This is a genomic window from Micrococcus sp. NPDC078436 (assembly GCF_040702705.1).
GTDB lineage: Bacteria > Actinomycetota > Actinomycetes > Actinomycetales > Micrococcaceae > Micrococcus.
Window position 1 is genome coordinate 1 of record NZ_JBFBLX010000023.1, and the last position, 18114, is coordinate 18114.

The 18114-nt window shown below is 71.8% G+C and carries 22 protein-coding genes and 1 pseudogene; 16 read left to right on the plus strand and 7 right to left on the minus strand.

All coding sequences use genetic code 11. The annotated features are described in order from the left end of the window. Positions 1–236 precede the first annotated feature (236 nt). Positions 237–827, plus strand: coding sequence for an orotate phosphoribosyltransferase (pyrE, locus tag AB0302_RS10975; RefSeq protein ID WP_248117914.1), 591 nt, complete (start codon positions 237–239; stop codon positions 825–827). Positions 828–911: 84 nt separating this feature from the next. On the opposite strand, the gene AB0302_RS10980 is transcribed toward pyrE, so the two are convergent. Next, complete coding sequence (locus AB0302_RS10980; protein WP_248116406.1) at positions 912–1952, minus strand: magnesium and cobalt transport protein CorA; 1041 nt, start codon at positions 1950–1952, stop codon at positions 912–914. 49 nt (positions 1953–2001) lie between these two features. Between AB0302_RS10980 and AB0302_RS10985 the strand changes: the two genes are divergently transcribed. Together AB0302_RS10985 and AB0302_RS10990 are read left to right on the plus strand one after the other, a co-directional pair. Further along, the gene (locus AB0302_RS10985; protein WP_319075797.1) at positions 2002–2367 is read left to right on the plus strand and encodes a hypothetical protein; all 366 of its coding nucleotides are present in this window, start codon (positions 2002–2004) and stop codon (positions 2365–2367) included. Between the two features lie 110 nt (positions 2368–2477). Beyond that, a complete protein-coding gene (locus AB0302_RS10990; RefSeq protein WP_366372075.1) occupies positions 2478–3083 on the plus strand; it encodes an RNA methyltransferase in 606 nt (201 codons plus the stop codon). A 78-nt stretch (positions 3084–3161) separates the two neighbouring features. On the opposite strand, the gene AB0302_RS10995 is transcribed toward AB0302_RS10990, so the two are convergent. Then, entirely contained in the window at positions 3162–4058 is an 897-nt protein-coding gene (locus AB0302_RS10995) for an SMP-30/gluconolactonase/LRE family protein (protein ID WP_366372077.1), read from the minus strand. A gap of 157 nt (positions 4059–4215) precedes the next feature. On the opposite strand from AB0302_RS10995, the gene fbaA reads away from it, so the two are divergent. Continuing rightward, positions 4216–5238, plus strand: coding sequence for a class II fructose-bisphosphate aldolase (fbaA, locus tag AB0302_RS11000; protein ID WP_298710543.1), 1023 nt, complete (start codon positions 4216–4218; stop codon positions 5236–5238). A gap of 109 nt (positions 5239–5347) precedes the next feature. Here fbaA and AB0302_RS11005 read toward each other — a convergent pair whose 3' ends face one another. After that, the gene (locus tag AB0302_RS11005) at positions 5348–6598 is read right to left on the minus strand and encodes a hypothetical protein (protein WP_366372079.1); all 1251 of its coding nucleotides are present in this window, start codon (positions 6596–6598) and stop codon (positions 5348–5350) included. A 167-nt stretch (positions 6599–6765) separates the two neighbouring features. On the opposite strand from AB0302_RS11005, the gene AB0302_RS11010 reads away from it, so the two are divergent. Further along, complete coding sequence (locus tag AB0302_RS11010; protein ID WP_248116422.1) at positions 6766–7215, plus strand: DUF3151 domain-containing protein; 450 nt, start codon at positions 6766–6768, stop codon at positions 7213–7215. Between the two features lie 37 nt (positions 7216–7252). Next, positions 7253–7894, plus strand: a complete 642-nt coding sequence (locus AB0302_RS11015) for a thymidine kinase (protein WP_248116424.1) — start codon at positions 7253–7255, stop codon at positions 7892–7894. Between the two features lie 30 nt (positions 7895–7924). Here the strand turns inward: AB0302_RS11015 and AB0302_RS11020 are convergent, their stop codons facing one another. Beyond that, positions 7925–8194 carry a hypothetical protein gene (locus AB0302_RS11020; RefSeq protein ID WP_366372081.1) on the minus strand — a complete coding sequence of 90 codons (270 nt, stop codon included), beginning with the start codon at positions 8192–8194 and terminating at the stop codon, positions 7925–7927. Positions 8195–8523: 329 nt separating this feature from the next. On the opposite strand from AB0302_RS11020, the gene AB0302_RS11025 reads away from it, so the two are divergent. Next, positions 8524–8838: a hypothetical protein gene (locus AB0302_RS11025; protein WP_366372083.1), complete on the plus strand. Its 315-nt coding sequence runs from the start codon at positions 8524–8526 to the stop codon at positions 8836–8838. A gap of 226 nt (positions 8839–9064) precedes the next feature. Here AB0302_RS11025 and AB0302_RS11030 read toward each other — a convergent pair whose 3' ends face one another. The 3 genes from AB0302_RS11030 to AB0302_RS11040 form a co-directional block, all read right to left on the minus strand. Beyond that, positions 9065–9499 (minus strand): heavy metal-responsive transcriptional regulator, encoded by a 435-nt coding sequence (locus AB0302_RS11030; protein WP_366372085.1) that lies wholly within the window; start codon positions 9497–9499, stop codon positions 9065–9067. A gap of 76 nt (positions 9500–9575) precedes the next feature. Then, a complete protein-coding gene (locus tag AB0302_RS11035) occupies positions 9576–10721 on the minus strand; it encodes an ArsO family NAD(P)H-dependent flavin-containing monooxygenase (protein WP_366372087.1) in 1146 nt (381 codons plus the stop codon). Between the two features lie 38 nt (positions 10722–10759). Continuing rightward, complete coding sequence (locus AB0302_RS11040; RefSeq protein WP_366372089.1) at positions 10760–11125, minus strand: metalloregulator ArsR/SmtB family transcription factor; 366 nt, start codon at positions 11123–11125, stop codon at positions 10760–10762. Between the two features lie 81 nt (positions 11126–11206). On the opposite strand from AB0302_RS11040, the gene arsB reads away from it, so the two are divergent. The 9 genes and pseudogenes from arsB (at position 11207) to AB0302_RS11085 (ending at position 18074) form a co-directional block, all read left to right on the plus strand. After that, positions 11207–12328: an ACR3 family arsenite efflux transporter gene (gene arsB / locus AB0302_RS11045; RefSeq protein WP_129043579.1), complete on the plus strand. Its 1122-nt coding sequence runs from the start codon at positions 11207–11209 to the stop codon at positions 12326–12328. Positions 12329–12428: 100 nt separating this feature from the next. After that, the gene (locus AB0302_RS11050) at positions 12429–12800 is read left to right on the plus strand and encodes a low molecular weight phosphatase family protein (protein WP_051039961.1); all 372 of its coding nucleotides are present in this window, start codon (positions 12429–12431) and stop codon (positions 12798–12800) included. Positions 12801–12843: 43 nt separating this feature from the next. Beyond that, entirely contained in the window at positions 12844–13284 is a 441-nt protein-coding gene (locus AB0302_RS11055; protein ID WP_017488131.1) for an arsenate reductase ArsC, read from the plus strand. A gap of 14 nt (positions 13285–13298) precedes the next feature. Beyond that, entirely contained in the window at positions 13299–14312 is a 1014-nt protein-coding gene (trxB, locus tag AB0302_RS11060; protein WP_087114945.1) for a thioredoxin-disulfide reductase, read from the plus strand. Further along, positions 14305–14514, plus strand: a pseudogene (locus tag AB0302_RS11065) (FAD-dependent oxidoreductase); the annotation flags it as partial. The gene trxB and the pseudogene AB0302_RS11065, both read left to right, overlap by 8 nt. Before the next feature lie 249 nt (positions 14515–14763). After that, entirely contained in the window at positions 14764–15396 is a 633-nt protein-coding gene (locus AB0302_RS11070) for an arsenate reductase ArsC (protein ID WP_366372092.1), read from the plus strand. Between the two features lie 175 nt (positions 15397–15571). Next, the gene (locus AB0302_RS11075; protein WP_366372094.1) at positions 15572–16054 is read left to right on the plus strand and encodes a hypothetical protein; all 483 of its coding nucleotides are present in this window, start codon (positions 15572–15574) and stop codon (positions 16052–16054) included. A 248-nt stretch (positions 16055–16302) separates the two neighbouring features. After that, positions 16303–16917 carry a recombinase family protein gene (locus tag AB0302_RS11080; RefSeq protein WP_366372096.1) on the plus strand — a complete coding sequence of 205 codons (615 nt, stop codon included), beginning with the start codon at positions 16303–16305 and terminating at the stop codon, positions 16915–16917. A gap of 5 nt (positions 16918–16922) precedes the next feature. Next, entirely contained in the window at positions 16923–18074 is a 1152-nt protein-coding gene (locus tag AB0302_RS11085) for a DDE-type integrase/transposase/recombinase (protein WP_366372098.1), read from the plus strand. The last annotated feature ends 40 nt before the right edge of the window (positions 18075–18114 follow it).

The window sequence follows — 18114 nt, forward strand, 5'->3', positions numbered from 1 at the left end:
GGGGGGGGGGGGGGGGGGGGGGGGGGGGGGGGGGGGGGGGGGGGGGGGGGGGGGGCGGCGGGCCCCCCCCCCCCCCCCGGCCGGGGGGGGGGGGGGGGGGGGGGCGGGGGGCCCCCCCCCCCCCCGCGGCCGGGCACAGTTCTGCCAGGCAACCACGGGGGCTGCCTGGCAGAACTGTGCCCGGCCGGAGCCGGTCGGCCGAGATGGGCGCGATCGGCCCCGATTAGGCTGGGCGCATGACCGACGCGCAGACCCAGACCGCCGACCCCACCCCCGAGCAGGATCGCGAGCGACTCAAGGAGCTCATCACCGAGCTCGCCGTGGTGCACGGCCGGGTGACGCTCTCCTCCGGCAAGGAGGCGGACTACTACGTGGACCTGCGCCGCGTCACGCTGCACCACGAGGCGGCCCCGCTGATCGGCCGCGTGATGCTGCGCCTGCTCGAGGACGCCGGGATCGAGTACGAGACGATGGGCGGCCTCACCATGGGCGCCGACCCCGTGGCCACCGCGATGATGCACGCCGCCGGGGCCCAGGGCCGCGCGCTCGACGCGTTCGTGGTCCGCAAGGCGCAGAAGTCCTACGGCATGGGCCGCCAGGTCGAGGGCCCGGGCGTGGACGGGCGCCGCGTCGTCGTGCTGGAGGACACCTCCACCACCGGCGGCTCCGCGCTCACCGCGGTGGAGGGCGTGCGTCGCGCCGGCGGTGACGTGCAGGCCGTGGCCGTGATCGTGGACCGCGCCACCGGTGCCGCCGAGCGCGTGGCCGAGGAGGCCGGGGTCCCCTACCTGTACGCCTTCGGCAAGGACGAGCTCGGCCTCCACTGACCCCGTCACTTTCGTGAGGGAAATCGTCGCCTCCATCCCAGCAGGTTGGCCTGGAGGCGACGATTTCCCTAGCGAAACGGGGGGTCAGAGCCAGTCGTTGCGCTTGAACAGCACGTAGAGCGTGACCGCCACCGCCAGCATGAGCGCGAGGGCGAAGGGGTAGCCCCAGAACCAGTGCAGCTCCGGCATGTGGTCGAAGTTCATGCCGTAGATGGACCCGATGAGCTGCGGGGCGAAGATGATGGCCGCCCACGAGGAGATCTTCTTCGTCTGCTCGTTCTGCGCGATCGACTGCTCCGCCAGCCGTTTGCTCGCGAGGGTCGAGTCCAGGGCGAGCGCGTTCTCCAGGACGGTGCGCAGGGACGCGGCCTTGTCGTTGAGGTGGACCACGTGGTCGTGCACGTCGCGCAGGCGGCGCAGGGTCTCCACGGCCGCGTCGTCGTCCACGTGGGCGGCGTGGGAGCCGTCCAGCTTCGCGCCCGTGGCGCTCTCCACGGACCGCTGCATCTGCTGCACCATGGCGGGCAGCTCCTTGATGGCGCGCTGCACGTGGATCACCTGGCGCGAGAGCTTGTAGATGCGCCGTGACACGCCCCTGTTCCGGCGGAAGAGCTGGTCCTCGATCTGGTCCACGTCCGTCTCGAGGCCGTCCATCACCGGGAAGTAGTCGTCCACCACGCGGTCCAGGATCTCGAAGGAGACCTGCCAGGGCCCGAGGGCCAGCCGGTCCGGGTGCTCCTCCAGGGCCGCGCGGATGCCCGCCAGGTCGGGCTCGTCCGAGTGGCGGACGGTCACCACGAAGTTCTCCCCGGTGAAGACCGAGAGCTCGCCGATGACCACGAGCTCCTTCTGGTCGTCGTAGCGCGCGGGGTGCAGGACCATGAACCAGCCGTCCCCGTAGTGGTCGAGCTTCGCCCGCTCGCCGCCGTTGACGGCGTCCTCGACCGCCAGCTCATGGAGGTGCAGCTCGGTCGCCACCTCCTGCAGCTCGGCCTCGCTCGGCCGGTAGAGCCCGAGCCACGCCATGCCCCCCTCCCGCTCGCAGGACTCCCAGGTGTCGTCGAGGCTGGTCGGCGTGTGGACGCGCTTGCCGTCCACGTAGACGGCGTTGTCGATGGTGGTCACCGGGACATTCTGCCCCGGCGCGCGGGGCGCGGCGGCGTACGGTGGAGCCATGAGCAAGCAGCAGAGCCGTCCCGTCGTCCGCGACGGCAAGACCCTCCTCCCCGCCGACGCCGTCACCACCGCCCCGATCGCCGCCCTCGGGCTGGTCGGCGGCTACCTGACCGCCCGCGAGACCGGCATCCGACCGCTCGGCGGCGTGGTGCTCGCCGCGGCCGGCGGCTACGCGGGCCGCACCTGGCTGGCCAAGGGCGGCCCCGGCGTCGCCGGCGCCCTCTCCGCGCTGTACCTCGGCGGCTTCGGCGCCTCCCACCCGCTCGCGAAGAGGATCGGCGCGTGGCCCGCGGTGCTCTCCGTGGCCGGAGCGTCCGCGCTCGGCTCGTGGGCCCTCGTGGACCGCAAGGCCGGCCGCCGCTGAGCGCGCCCCGGCAGCATGACGACGGCGGCGCTCGCCCCGGCGCGCCCGTCTCCTCCGCCGTTCCCGGGGACGGGGGCCGGGACGGAGAGGGACCGGATGCCGAGCGCGCCGTGGGCGTGCCCCCGTGGGAGGGGCCGTGGCCCGACGACGCGCGCCTCGACCCGGAGCTGCTGGCCGGCGGCGACCGCCGCAACGTCCTGGACCGCTACCGGTACTGGCGGCTCGAGGCGATCGTGGCCGAGCTGGATGCCCGGCGGCATCCGTTCCACGTGGCCATCGAGAACTGGCAGCACGACCTGAACATCGGCACGGTGGTGCGCACCGCGAACGCGTTCAACGCCGCGGGCGTGCACGTCATCGGCCGGCGCCGCTGGAACCGGCGCGGGGCCATGGTGACGGACCGGTACCTCCACGTGCACCACCACGCATCCGTGGAGGAGTTCACGGCGTGGGCCGCGGGTCAGGGGCTGCCCGTGATCGGGGTGGACCTCTTCCCGGAGTCCGTGCCGCTCGAGACGTTCGACTTCCCGCGATCGTGCGTGCTCGTGTTCGGCCAGGAGGGCCCCGGGCTCTCGGAGGAGGTGCGGGCGGCGAGCCAGGCGGTCCTCTCGATCGCCCAGTACGGCTCCACCCGCTCGATCAACGCGGGCGTGGCCGCCGGCATCGCGATGCACGGCTGGATCCGCCAGCACGGGGGCCCGGCGGCGTCGTCGTGATGGGGGTCGCGTCCCGTCACGTGCACGACGGCGGGGTGAATGGCTCCCGTCTCGTGCACGACGGCGGGGTGCGTGGAGTCAGCCGGCGAAGGGGCGGACCGGCAGCCCGCTCACGCCCGGGCGCACCGCGAACACTGCACCGGCGAGCGGGTCCTCGCCCGGCTCCATGTTCTCCCACGACGTGGTGATGTAGAGGGTGCCCAGGTCCTCGCCGCCGAAGGTGCACGCCGTGGTCTTCTGCACGGGCACCTCCACCACCTCGTCGAGCCTCCCCTCGGGCGTGTAGCGGTGGATCTGCCCGTGGCTGATCACGGCCACCCAGATCCCGCCCTCGGCGTCCACGGTGAGCCCGTCCGGCTTGCCCTCGCCGTCCAGCACGTCCGTGAGCACGCGGCGGTTCGTCAGGCCCTCCTCGCGGGAGTAGTCGAACACCGCCACCTGCCGGGTGGGCGTGTCGTCGTAGTAGGCGAGCGAGCCGTCCGGGCTCCACTCCAGGCCGTTCGACGTCGTCGCGCCGGTGAGCACCGCGTCCACGTCGCCCGCGCCGCCCTCGGGGCCGGGGGAGAGTCGGTAGAGGGTCGCGGCACCGGGGGTCTTGGCGTAGGCCATGGTGCCGCAGTGGAAGCGGCCGTCCGGATCGCAGCCGCCCTCGTTCATGCGGATCCCGTCGGCCTCGGGCCACAGCTCGGGCAGCGTGGTCAGCTCCCCGTCCGGAGACATGAGGGCGAAGCCCCGCTCCACGCCGATCACGGCGCCGCCCCCGACGCGCGGGCGCAGGGCCGCGGCGACGTCGCCCACGTGGGTGCGCTCCACGCCGCCGTCCGCGCGCAGGGACAGCACGTCCCCCGCGAGCATGTCCACCCAGCGCAGCCCACCGCCGGCGGCCAGGCCCTCGGAGGCGGTGCCCCAGCTCTCGGCCCACACGGGGCCCTCGCCGTGGTAGCAGAGGGGATCGGTGACCTGTTCGGCGCGCATGGCGGCTCCTTCGTGGCGGCGGGGTGACGGGTGGTCCGCCGCCGACGCTACCGGGGCGCAGGGCATCGTCGTCCAGCCCTGACCGCGCCTGCACCCGCCCCGTTACGATGACGAGCAGAACGATCCGCCGCCCCGCGACATGAGGAGCTTGAGAAGCATGCCCATCGCCTCCCCGGACAAGTACGCCGAGATGATCGACGCCGCCAAGAACGGCCCCTTCGCCTACCCGGCCATCAACGTCACCAGCTCCCAGACCCTCAACGCCGCCATCCGCGGCTTCGCCGAGGCCGAGTCGGACGGCATCATCCAGGTCTCCACCGGCGGCGCCGCCTACTTCTCCGGCTCCTCCGTGAAGGACATGGTCACCGGCTCGCTCGCCATGGCCGCGTTCGCCCGCGAGGTCGCCAAGAAGTACAGCGTGAACATCGCGCTGCACACGGACCACTGCCCCAAGGACAAGCTGGACGGCTTCGTCCGCCCGCTCCTGGACGCCTCCGAGGCCGAGGTCAAGGCCGGCCGGGACCCGCTCTTCAACTCCCACATGTGGGACGGCTCCGCCGAGACCCTCGAGGAGAACCTGCGCATCGCGAAGGAGCTCCTGGCCCGCACCCGCGCCAACCGTCAGATCCTCGAGGTCGAGATCGGCGTTGTGGGCGGCGAGGAGGACGGCGTGGCCCATGAGATCAACGACAAGCTCTACACCACCATCGAGGACGGCATCGCGACGGTGGAGGCCCTCGGCACCGGGGAGGACGGCCGCTACCTCACCGCGCTGACCTTCGGCAACGTGCACGGCGTGTACAAGCCGGGCGGCGTGAAGCTGCGCCCGGAGATCCTCGAGGAGATCCAGACCGCGGTGGGCGAGAAGTTCGGGAAGCAGCGCCCGTTCGACCTCGTGTTCCACGGCGGCTCCGGCTCCTCCGAGCAGGAGATCGCGGACGCCGTCTCCTTCGGCGTGGTGAAGATGAACGTGGACACGGACACCCAGTACGCGTTCACCCGCCCCGTGGTGGGCCACATGCTCGAGAACTACGCCGGCGTGCTCAAGGTGGACGGCGAGGTGGGCGACAAGAAGATGTACGACCCCCGCGTGTGGGGCGCCAAGGCCGAGACCGCCATGGCCGAGCGCGTGGCCCTGGCCGCGCAGAACCTCGGCGCCGCGGGACGCACCATCGGCTGACCCGCACCGCCGCCGACGACGCCGGCCGGCCGCCTTCTTCGAGAGGCGGCCGGCCGGCGTCGTCGGTGAGGGCGGGGCAACCGGGGCGGGGTGCCCCCGGGTCTCAGGCTCAGTCCGGGATGCTGGGGGACTGCGCCGGCGAGGCGGCCGTGGAGGCGGCGGGCTCCGCGGAGGGATCCCCCGTCCCCTCAGCGGGGGTGGCCGAGGGCGAGGCGGCGCTCTCCGCGGCGGCGGCCGCACTCGAGGAGGCCGCGGCGGCGGCCGCCGCACCCTGGAACGGGCGGGGCGGCTGGCCCGGGGCCACGGGGCCCGGGGCGCCCTCGGGGCGGTCGATCGTGGACTGGTCCGTGAGCTGGTCCTCGGGGATCCGCCCGGTGGGCAGCGCGCGGGCCGCCTGGAGGGACTCCTCGTCCATCTGCGCGTCCAGGAAGAACGGGGAGCTCTTCTGGATGATCTCGCGGTAGTGCGAGGGGTCCTTCAGCACGGTGTCCGCGAGGTGGTCGCGGGCCTGGGTGACCACGGTCGTGCTCTGGGCGACGGGGGAGTCCTCCACCTGGGTGAGGCCGTCGTTGGCGTCGCCGTAGCCCTCCATGGCGCCGAAGCTGACGGAGACCATCTCGGTGCCGTCCTCGGTGCAGGCCCACCCGGTGCGCTGGGGAAGCAGGGGTGCGCCGTCCTGGCCGCCCACCATGCCCGGGCGCAGCAGCGCGAGCAGGCCCTTGCCTGAGGCCTCGTCGAAGGAGTACTCGTCGGCCACGGCGGCGGGCTCGGGCCGGCACCAGTCGAGGCGCTCGCCGTCGAGGTTGTGCTGGTAGCTCACGGTGACCACGGGCATGCCGGTGCTGCGCTTCGAGTCGCCCTGGTAGACGCAGGACAGGAACTCGTGGGTGGCGTCGCGCGAGGCGTACTGGTCCACGAAGCCGATGGCCGACGGATTCGGGATGTGGGTGGCGACGGCGTCCATGGTCCGCTGGTCCAGCACGTCCCGCGTGCAGTTCATGACGGCGACGGTGTTGTTCTTCGCGGCGGCCACAGACTGCCAGCCGCCGGAGGCGGCGCCGTCCTTGATGCCGGGGCCCACGGTCTGCAGGGCCTCGCGGGGCTCGGGGCGGCGCGTCCCCTCCGCGGCGGCCGAAGCCCTGGCGGCGGCCACGCGGGACGCGGCGGCGGCGGCCGGGTCCGTGGGGGTGGGGTCCGCGGTGGAGGCGGCGCCGGTGGCGGACGCGGACGCCGTGGGGCTGGGCGACGGGGTGGTGCCGCCCGACTCTCCGCCCGCGGCACAGCCGGCCAGGACGAGCGCGAGGGCGGCGGTGCCGGCGGCCGCGGCGGCGCGGCGACGCGGGGACTCGGGGTAGGACATGGCGTGGGCTCCTTCGACGGCATCGCGGGCCGGGCGCGCGGAGAGATGCCTCCCGGCCGGATGCTCGCCCTACGGTACCGGACCGCTGGATAGACTCGCGGGCGAGACCGCTCCGCGCGGTGACCCCACGCGGAACGCCCGAGGCACCCGAGGAAGAGGAGCACCGCATGTCCGAGTCCCTGATCGGCCGCAACCTGATGGAGCCCGCGGCCACGCGGCTGCCGGAGGAGCCGGAGGTGCTCGCCCGGCTCGAGGCGGGCGACCTCCCGGAGGACATCGTGCCCGTGGCCCCCACCTCCTCCCTCGTGTGGGCGCTCATGGCCGAGGACGCCTGGAGCGAGGGCCGTGCCGTGGACTCCTACGCGTATGCCCGCGTGGGCTACCACCGCGGCCTGGACGCTCTGCGCAAGGCCGGCTGGCGCGGTGCGGGCCCCGTGCCGTGGAGCCATGAGCCGAACCGCGGCTTCCTCCTGAGCCTGTACTCCCTCGGCCGCGCGGCCGCCGGCATCGGCGAGTCCGAGGAGGTCGAGCGCATCCGCACCTTCCTGCGCGACTCGGACCCCACGGCCGCCGAGCAGATCGAGGCCTCCCAGCAGGGCGGGGCCGCGCGGGCCTGAGGCCGGCGTGAGGCACTCCAGGGACGCCGACGACGACGTGGCCAAGCTCTACTTCCGCTACGGGGCGATGAACTCCGGCAAGTCCACGGGACTGCTGCAGGCGGCCTTCAACTACCAGGAGCGCGGCCAGCGCGTGCTGCTGGCGAAGCCGGCGGTCGACACGAAGGGCGACGCGCGGATCCTCTCCCGCCTGGGCGTCTCGAGCCCGGTGGACTTCGTGATCCCGTCGGGCGCCGACGTCGTGGAGCTGTTCCGCCGGCACGCCGCCGGCGACGACCCGGACGCGCTCCTGGACCACGTGGACGCGGCGCCCGTGGCGTGCCTGCTCGTGGACGAGGCGCAGTTCCTCGAGCCGCGCCAGGTGGACGACCTCCTGCGCATCGCGGTGCTGGAGGGCGTGCCGGTGATGGCCTACGGCATCCGCACGGACTTCCGCACGCACTCGTTCCCCGGCTCCGCCCGCCTGCTGGAGGTGGCGCACTCCCTCGAGGAGCTCAAGACCATCTGCCGCTGCGGGCGCAAGGCCGTCTTCAACACCCGCAAGGTGGTGGACGCCGCCACGGGCGCCGGGCGCTTCGTGTTCGAGGGGGACCAGGTGGCCATCGACGGCGTCGAGGTCACCTACGAGTCGCTGTGCGCGGCGTGCTACCTGGACGAGTCGGGCGGCCGACTGGGCTGACGTTGGAGCCTGGCGGGGCGGGCGACCCCGTCACCGCGGCCGGTAGTCCTCGCGCACCGCCCGCTGGATGGCCTCGATCCGCTCGCCCGTCCACTCCTGCCCGAGCACGGCCGCCCAGTAGAGGGTCAGGCCGGGCTGGGAGGGGCGGGAGAGGAGCTGGCCGCGGCGGGGCGCGCCGGTGGGGGACGACGGCGGCGCGGGTGGGTACGAGACACGCTCGCCCGCGCGCTCGGGCCACCTCCACCAGGGTGGCCGAGGAGCGGGAGGGCGGGGGCGCTGGAGCTCGACGTCGGTCGACACGGGGTCAGCTGAGAGAGGGGCCGGGGCGGGAACGTGAACGGCGCCCGTCGTCCGACGGTCGACGGCCGGTGTCGTGCGAATCCTTCGAGTGGTCATCCTGCACTCGTCTCCTGAGGGCCGCCTGGCGGAGGCGGCCCGCGCTCTGGAGGCAGCTCTGGCGGCGGGGGCTCACGGAGGGGCGGTGACGCATCGCCCGGGGTGGAGTGCCGGCGCCGCCCCCGCACCCGCCACCTTGATGGCAGGCTGAGCTCGGCGGCGTCGCCGCCTCCGGTGGCACCCGCCGTTGCTCGGGTGCGCCCGACCCGACCGAACCCCGTGAGGACCGCCCCATGACCGCCGCACCGGACCCCACCGACGTCAACGGCCTGCCTCCGGAGCCCGCGCTCCCGGACCCGGCGGACTTCGACCTCGATGAGGACTGCTGCCTCGGGGGCTGCTGCGAGAAGGGCGCGGCCTATCGTGCCGCCCTGGACGCGGTGGAGCAGGCGAGGATCGAGCGGGCTGCGGCCGTTGTCGAGATGCAACGAAGACTGCGCACGGCTCGCGGCGAACTTTTCGTAGAAGACGCGGAATCCGAACCGTGCGAAAAATGCGTACGCGACTACCTGCGCCTCCCGAAGGCGGAGGGTCAGCCAAAAACGTAGAACCTCATCCCGTTCTGGCGCGTTGCTTGTGGCGAGTCACGTGGCGAGGGTGCGGCGGCCGCAACGCGGCGTGTGGCTTTCGCTCTTAGATGGCGGCGTTTTTTCGATGGTCGGTGGCGGTCTGGCCGGATGGAAAAGTAGGGGGCCTTCGGCCCCCTACTCGTGGTTTCCTAGCAGTTGCAGCCGCAGGTTTCTGATTGGCAGGTCGGGTCGTCGCAGCAGTCGTTCACCGTGGGTCACCTCCTTCCCGTTGGAGCCAGGTGCCGGGGGTTGGCTGGGAGCATTCCCCGGCGGGTAGGGCGTCGAGCATGGTGGTCATCTCGGTCCGGAGTGCCTCGAGACGGTTGATCTCGGCGTCCAGCTCGGTCAGGCGCCGGGTGAGCAGGTCCCCGGCGGGCTCGCACGGGCAGGTGCCGGTGTCGCGGATGGCCAGCAGGTTGCGGATGTCCTCTAGGTGCAGGCCCAGGCGTTGGCAGCCGCGGATGAAGCGCAGCCGATCCGCAGCCTCGGGGCCGTAGGCGCGGTAGCCGCCCGGGGTGCGGGAGGGCGGTGGCAGGAGGTCGGCCCGCTCGTAGTACCTGATCGTCTCGGTGCTCAACCCGGTGGCCGCGCCGAGTTCGCCGATCCGCATCCCGTCCTGAACCGCCGTCTGGGTCGTCATGCACAGACGGTAAACCTTAAAGCCCACTCCAAGGTCAAGGGTTTCGCGCCACTTTTCTCGACGTCGTTCTGGGCGGTTAGCCGAGGCGCCCGGACGGTGCCCGGGCCTGGGATGTTCTGGTGAGGTGTTCGGCCACGGCGGCAACGGTGGCCCGGGCGGGGGCACCGACCCCGATGAGGGTGGCCGAGGCCGGGCCGCACCAGTCCCCGTAGCCGAGGAGGAACAGCCCTGGCCGGTCGGGTGAGCGTGTGGGCGCATCGTCGGCGGTGGCCGGGACGGCGCCGTTCAAGGGCAGGCACAGCGGGCGGAGGTGGGCCAGATCGGGGCGGAAGCCGGTGCACCAGAGCACCGCATCCACCTCGAGGGTGCGCCCGTCGTCCCACCGGATGCCGGTGGGGGTGAAACCGGAGAACATCGGCTGGGCCTCCAGTCGGCCGGCGTCGCGGGCCGCCCGGACCGGGGGCACGGCGACGATGTCCCCGAGGGAGCCCACCCCGCCGGGGCTGGGTTCGCCCCGGCGCAGGGCCTGGACGTGGTCGGTGGCCAGGGCGAACAGGGCCCGGCCGTCGACGTCGTCGGGCAGGTAGCGCGGGGGCCGGCGGGTCACCCAGGTCACGGCTGCCGCCGCGGGGAGCAGGTCGGCGGCGATCTGCGCCCCGGAGTTGCCCCCGCCGACGACCACGACCCGCTGGCCGGTGAAGGGTGCCCGGCTGTGGTAGCCGGTGGTGTGCAGCTGGGTCCCGGCGAAGCGTTCCGCGCCGGGGATCCGGGGCACGAAGGGGCGGCGCCAGGAGCCGGTGGCGTTGATGATGACTGTGCTTTCCCAGGTGCCGCGGTCGGTGCGGGTGAGGTAGCCGCCGTCGGGGTGGTCCTCGACGGCGTGCACGGTGACGGGCCGGTGCACCGGCAGCCCGTAGCGGTGTTCGTAGGCAGTCAGGTAGGACACCACGTGCTCGGCCGAGGGGTGGCCCGCCCCGGTCCAGGGCGGCATGCGGTAGCCGGGCAGGGAGCTGTAGGCGGCCGGGGAGAACAACTCCAGGGTGTCCCAGTAGTACTGCCAGGCCCCGCCGGGCTGTTCGTTGGCGTCCAGGATCGCGAAGCTGGGCGCCGGGCCGCCGCGGCCCCGGGCGGCGTCGCGGGCCATCCGGTGCAGGTAGAACCCGGCGGCAAGCCCGGCCTGGCCTGCCCCGATCACCAGGACGTCGACCGCACTGGCCGTCACGGACGCTGCTGTCGGGTCTGCTGGCGGGGCCGGCGGGGTCAACCCAGCTCCAGCATCCGGCCCAGCTCGGCGAAGGCCGCCGGGACGACGCTGTAGTGGGCCCACCGCCCGCGTTGTTCGCGGGTGAGCAGTCCGGCCTCGACGAGCTTCTTCATGTGGTGGCTCACCGTGGGCTGACTGATACCGAGCTCCTCGGTCAGGTCGCAGGCGCACACCGCGTCACAGCCCTGGGCGGCGACGTGGGAGAGCAGGCGCAGCCGCATCGGGTCGGCCAGGGCCTTGAGCATCCCGGCGGTGCGCTGGGCCTGTGCGGCGCTGATCGGGCCCGCGGACAGGGAGCAGCACGCCACCGAACCCGGCGCATCGGCGCCCTCGGGGGCGGGAAGAGTAGTTGTCGCGACCATCACCCCATCTTACATTGACGTAGATCGATATGTCCCGGTAGTGTTCGCATCGATATCAGTCGATACGAGAGATGGGCTCTCATGAGCGTCACCACCGCCGCACCCGCGCCCCAGCACGGCGTGATGAAGGAGATGTCCTTCCTGGACCGCTGGCTCCCGGGATGGATCCTGCTGGCCATGGCAGCCGGCCTCCTGCTGGGACGCTTCGTCCCCGGGCTGAACACCGCCCTGGAGGCGGTGAAGATCGGGGAGGTCTCCCTGCCGATCGCCATCGGCCTGCTGGTGATGATGTACCCGGTACTGGCCAAGGTCCGCTACGACGAGGCCCATCGGGTGGCCGGGGACAAGCGGCTGATGATCACCTCCCTCGTGCTGAACTGGATCGTCGGTCCGGCGTTGATGTTCGCCCTGGCCTGGATGCTGTTGCCGGACCTGCCCGAGTACCGCACCGGGTTGATCATCGTCGGGCTCGCCCGGTGCATCGCCATGGTGTTCATCTGGAACGACCTGGCCTGTGGCGACCGGGAGGCCGCCGCCGTGCTGGTGGCCATCAACTCCGTGTTCCAGGTCGTCGCCTTCGGCGCGCTGGGCTGGTTCTACCTCCAGGTGCTGCCGTCCTGGCTGGGCCTGCCCACCACCAGCGCCGACTTCTCCGTGTGGGCGATCGTGCTCAGTGTCCTGGTCTTCCTCGGCGTCCCCCTGCTGGCCGGCTTCCTGACCCGCCTCCTGGGCGAGAGGGCCAAGGGGCGCACCTGGTACGAGGAGAGGTTCCTGCCCCGGATCGGGCCCTGGGCCCTGTACGGGCTGCTGTTCACCATCGTGCTGCTCTTCGCCCTGCAGGGCGAGGCCATCACCTCCAACCCCTGGGACGTTGCCCGGATCGCGCTGCCGCTGCTGGCCTACTTCGTGCTGATGTTCGGCATCGCACTGCTGGCCTCCAAGGCCGTGGGCCTGAACTACGCCAAGTCCACCACCGTGGCCTTCACCGCCGCGGGCAACAACTTCGAGCTGGCCATCGCCGTGGCGATCGGCACCTTCGGGGTCACCTCCGGCCAGGCCCTGGCCGGCGTCGTCGGACCCCTGATCGAGGTCCCCGTGCTCGTCGGCCTGGTCTACGTCTCCCTGTGGGCCGGACGCAAGCTCTTCCCCGGGGACCCCACCGTCCCCGCCCGACCCCAGGCCGCCGCCGCGCATCGCGCCTGAACCCGCACCCCCCGACAGGAGACCACCAGTGACCACCCCAGAGTCCGCCTCCCGGCCGTCCGTCTTGTTCGTCTGCGCCAAGAACGGGGGCAAGTCCCAGATGGCCGCGGCCCTGATGGAACACCACGCCGCCGGCGCCGTTCAGGTCCACTCCGCCGGCACCAAGCCCGGGAAGTCGATCAACGCCCTGTCCGCTGAGGTGATCGCCGAGGCCGGGGCGGACATGTCCGCCGGGCACCCCAAGCCCATCGACCCGGACCTGCTGGCCCGGGTGGACCGGGTCGTCGTGCTCGGCGACGAGGCCAGGGTCGAGCCGGTGGACGGGATGGCCGGGACCATCGTCACCTGGCACACCGATGAGCCCTCCACCCGCGGCATCGAGGGGATCGAACGGATGCGCCTGGTCCGCGACGACATCGACGCCCGCGTGCGGACCCTGCTCACCGAACTCACCGGCAGCCCCGCCTCCTGATCCCTCGTTCGCCCTTCACCTCCTGACTGAAATGGATGACTTGATGACCGCAGAGACCACCCCGGAGACCACCAAGCCCAGCGTGCTGTTCGTGTGCGTGCACAACGCCGGCCGCTCCCAGATGGCCGCCGCCTACCTGCAGCATCTGGCCGGGGGCCGGATCGAGGTCCGCTCCGCCGGCTCTGCCCCGGCCGACACCGTGAACCCTGCCGCCGTGGAGGCCATGGCCGAGGAGGGCATCGACATCAGTGCGAACCAGCCCAAGGTGCTCAGCGAGCAGGCCGTGAAGGACTCCGACGTGGTGATCACCATGGGCTGCGGCGACGCCTGCCCGTTCTTCCCGGGCAAGCGCTACGAGGACTGGAAGCTGGACGACCCGGCCGGCCGGGGCGTCGAGGGCGTGCGCCCGATCCGCGACGAGATCAAGACCCGCATCCAGCAGCTCATCACCGAACTGCTCCCGGCCGAGTCCACCGCGAACTGAAGGCGAACCACTCCATGAGCACCACGAGCACGGACACCACGAGCACTGAGCAGGCCACGGACCAGCTGATCATCATCGGGTCCGGTCCGGCCGGGTACACCGCCGCGATCTACGCCGCCCGCGCCGGACTGGCCCCCCGGGTCATCGCCGGCTCCGTCACCCACGGCGGGGCCCTGATGAACACCACCGAGGTGGAGAACTTCCCCGGCTTCCCCGGCGGCATCCAGGGACCGGAGCTGATGGCCGGACTGGCCGAACAGGCGGCCCGCTTCGGGGCAGTCATCGAGTACGACGACGCGGCGTCCGTCCGGCTGTCCGGGCACCTCAAGGAGGTCACCACCCTGGCCGGGAAAACCTACCGGGCCCCGGCAGTGATCGTGGCCACCGGCTCGGCCTACCGGGAACTCGGCCTGCCCGAGGAGAAGAAGCTCAGCGGGCACGGGGTGTCCTGGTGTGCCACCTGCGACGGCTTCTTCTTCCGCGAGCAGGACATCATCGTGGTCGGCGGCGGGGACTCGGCCATGGAGGAGGCCCTGTTCCTGACCCGCTTCGCGAAGTCCGTGACCGTCGTGGTCCGCCGGGACGCCCTGCGGGCCTCGAGGATCATGGCCGCCCGGGCCAAGGACAATCCCAAGATCCGCTTCGCCTACAACAGCGCCGTGACCGCCATCCACGGCACCGACAAGGTCACCGGGGTCACCCTGAGTGACACCATCACCGGGGAGACCCGCGAGGTCGCCGCCACCGGCGTGTTCGTGGCCATCGGGCACCTGCCCCGCACCGAACTCGTCGCCGACCAGCTGGACCTGGATGACGAGGGGTACATCGTCGTGGACGCCCGCACCACCCACACCAACCTCTCCGGGGTGTTCGCCTGCGGGGACGCGGTGGACCACCGCTACCGCCAGGCCATCACCGCCGCCGGCACCGGCTGCGCCGCCGCCCTGGACGCCGAACGCTACCTGGCCGCCCTGCACGATGCCTACAGCATCGCCACCGCACTCGTCGAGGAACCCACCCATGGCTGACACCACTGGCGCGGACACCGACGGCCTGCCGGTCGTCGTCATCGGGGCCGGCCCCGTGGGCCTGGCCGCGGCCGCCCACCTGGCCGAGCGCGGCCTGACCCCATTGGTCCTGGAAGCCGGCCCCGTGGTCGGGGCGGCGATCCGGGAGTGGGGCCACACCCGGTTGTTCTCCCCGTGGCGGTACAACGTCGACGCCGCCGCCGCCCTGGCCGGAGACCGCACCGCCGCCGACAACGTCGAGCTGCAGCTGCCCGAGACCGGGGTTTGCTCCACCGACCTCGGCGGATCCTGCGACGCCCCGGCCCCCGCCACAGCCGCCGACACCGCCGACCAGGGCTGTTGCGCCCCGACCCCCCAAACCCTGCCCGCACCCGCGTCCAGACTGCCGGTATTGCTGCCGGTTCAGGCCGCCACCTGCTGCTGACCAGCCCGCTGACCCTGAGGAGCCGTCATGTCTGAGCCGACCACCCTGGACACCCACGTGCTGCAGCGTTCCGCCGAGCACCTGGCCGAACGCTACGCCGGGGTCTTCTCCCCGGAGACCGTGGAACGCTACGTCTTCGAGTCCTACGCCACCCTCTCGCGCACCGCAAAGGTGCGCGCCTACCTGGCCTCCACGGCCAGCCACTTCGCCGACAACCGGTTGCGGGCCCTGGCCCAGTCCGAGGGCAAGATCGCCTCCCCGGTTCCGCAGGTGCTCTTCGTGTGTGTGCACAACATCGGCCGCTCCCAGATCGCCGCGGCCCTGCTCACCCACCACGCCGGGGATAAGGTGGAGGTCCGCTCGGCGGGGTCCCTGCCCGGCTCCGAGATCCACCCCCTGGTCGTACAGGCCCTGGCCGAGCGCGGGATCGATTTGTCCGGGGCGTACCCGAAGCCGCTGACCGATGATGTGGTGAGGGCCGCGGACTACGTCATCACCATGGGCTGTGGGGACGCCTGCCCGGTCTACCCGGGCAAGCGCTACCTCAACTGGGAGATCGCCGACCCCGCCGCAGAGACCCCCGACGGCGTGCGCGCCATCGTCGACGCCATCGATACCCGAGTGAAGGCCCTCTGGGACGAGCTCCGCAGCGCCACTTAGTCCTCACCCTTTCCGCAACACCACGTGCCCCGGCTCCCGCCGCCTCGCCGCGGACTGCCGGAACCGACCGGTGCGGCACGCTGTGACACACACCGCGGGCTCCATCTGGGGGTGCCACCGCCGGCGCCGAGTACGTTCATCGTGGCCTGACCGATCCACCCTTGAAGGGGTACATATGGACCGTATCGGGACCTTCCTGTCCGAGCTCTCCGGCGCCGAACGCAGCCACACAATCCCGCCCTGTCACCGGATCGACTTCACCGACCATGACCTGGCCCGGCTGAGCCTGCCCGGGGGTAGCTGCACGATCAGCGTGGACGCCGATCGGCAGACCATCACCCACGTGCTGCACGATCTGGGTAAGTACTCCGCGGACAAGGCCAGTCTCTCCCGCGCCCGCTCACCGGGTCGGACACCGTGGAGATACCAGCGGGTTGAACGGACCGGGACCGCGGCGCTGGTCACCGTCTCCAACGGCAGCGAACAGCTGACCCACTCGATCGACCTCGATACGCCCCACCCTCCGGCAGCTATCCCCATTGAGATCGCCGAGGCCATCCTTGCCTGCCCCGCCCAGCACGCCACCCCCACTTCGTCAGCGTTAGCTCCGATCAGGCGCATCACCGAGTGGGTCCATACGTTCACGAGGCGCCGGTAAGCGAGGCGAGTGCGAGCCATGCCGATCACCTCCAGCACCAGGGCCGGGCACCGCAAGCGTATCTGCCTCGGCGTCTAAAGCGACCGACGGGCGGCGGCCTCATCCGTTCCTAAATCGACCGTTTCCGCTACATCACTGCCAACTATGCGGGAAGTATCGTGAAGCATCTCTTTTTTGTAGCGGAACTGCGTCGCGGAATCTATGCCCGGATACAGACGGGGCGCGACGGGTTCCGGTACATTCAGTGCATGGGTGAGCTGCTGGGCTATGCGCGGGTGTCGACGACCGATCAGGATGCGGCGCTGCAGATCGATGCGCTCAAGGCCACCGGCTGTTTTCGGGTGTTTGTCGATACTGCCTCGGGGGCCCTGGCCTCGCGCCCGGAGTTGGAGAAGCTGCTGGATCAATTGCGCCCCGGGGACACCCTGGTGGTGTGGCGCCTGGATCGGCTGGGCCGGTCGATCCGGCACCTGATCGACCAGCTTCAGGTCCTGGCCGACCGGGGCGTAGGGTTTCGCTCCCTGCAGGAGACCATCGACACGACGTCCTCTGGGGGCCGGTTGGTGTTTCATGTCTTCGCGGCCCTGGCGGAGTTCGAGCGGGACCTGATTCGCGAACGCACCCAGGCCGGGTTGACGGCGGCCCGGGCACGGGGCCGGGCGGGGGGTCGTCCGCCGTCGCTGTCGGCGGACCAGGCCCGGCAGGCACGGCGGATGTACGAGCAGCAGGAGCTGACCGTGGCCCAGATTGGCGAGGTCCTTGGGGTGAGCCGCACCACCGTGTACCGGACCCTCAAACGGGGCCATGACCAGCCGGCCGGGCCCAAGCCGGTGCGGCGCCGGCGGGTCAAGAAGGTCTTGTAGGGGCCATGGACGCGGCCAGGCGGTGGCGGATTCTTCGACTGCACGTCGAAGATGGCATCGCCCTGACCACGCTGGCTCAGGACACCGGCATCGGGTTGCGCACCCTGCAGCGCTGGCATGCCCGGTACAAGACCCACGGCTACACCGGGCTTCAGACCGGCCCACGCGCCGATGCCGGCAGCCACCGGGTCCCGGACGAGCTGGTGACGCTGATCGAGGGGCTGGCCCTGTCCAGACCCCGGCCAGCCATGAGCACCCTGCGCCGCCGGATCACGCCGATCTGCTCCGCGCGCGGCTGGCCGGTGCCCTCCTACGGTGTTGTCCGGTCCATCGTCCAAGCCCTGGATCCGGGCATGGTGACCCTCGCCCTGGAGGGGACCGCCGCCTACCGGGACAAATACGAGTTGGCCCTGCGCTGGTCCGCCGGCCGGCCCAATGCGCTCTGGCAGGCCGACCACACCATGCTGGACCTGCTCATCGTCGGCCCCAACGGCAAACCGGCCCGGCCCTGGCTGACCACGATCCTCGACGATCACTCCCGCGCGGTCTGCGGGTACACCGTCTTCCTCGGGGCGCCCTCGGCCATGAACACCGCGCTGGCCCTGCGCCGGGGGATCTGGCCCAAGACCCGACCGGACTGGCCCATGTGCGGGGTCCCGGACGTGCTCTACGTTGACCACGGGTCGGACTTCACCAGCCACCAGCTCCGCACCACGGCCGTGGACCTGCACATCCGCCTGATCCACTCCACCGTCGCCCGGCCCCAGGGCCGCGGGAAGATCGAGCGGTTCTTCAGCACGGTGAACACCGAGTTGCTCACCACGCTGCCGGGACACACCGTCCGCGGCCAGCCTGCCCCCACACCGAAGCTGTCCCTGGCCGAACTGGACCGAGCGCTGGAAGAGTTCATCGTCGCCTACAACGACGGTGGGCACAGCGAGCTGGGCACCACCCCGCGCACCGCGTGGGTTGCCGAAGGCTGGTTACCCCGGCTGCCAGAGTCCCTGGAGGCCCTAGATGGACTGCTGCTCACCGTCGCCCAGTCCCGAGTCGTGCGCCGCGACGGCATCCACTTCCAAGGCCTGCGATATATCTCCCCCACGTTGAAGCGTCCCGGGTTTCGTGCCGCTCCTATGTGGGTGCCAGCTCTCGGTTGAGGGCGGCGTAGTAGGCAGTCTCGTACTCGGCCGGGGTGGT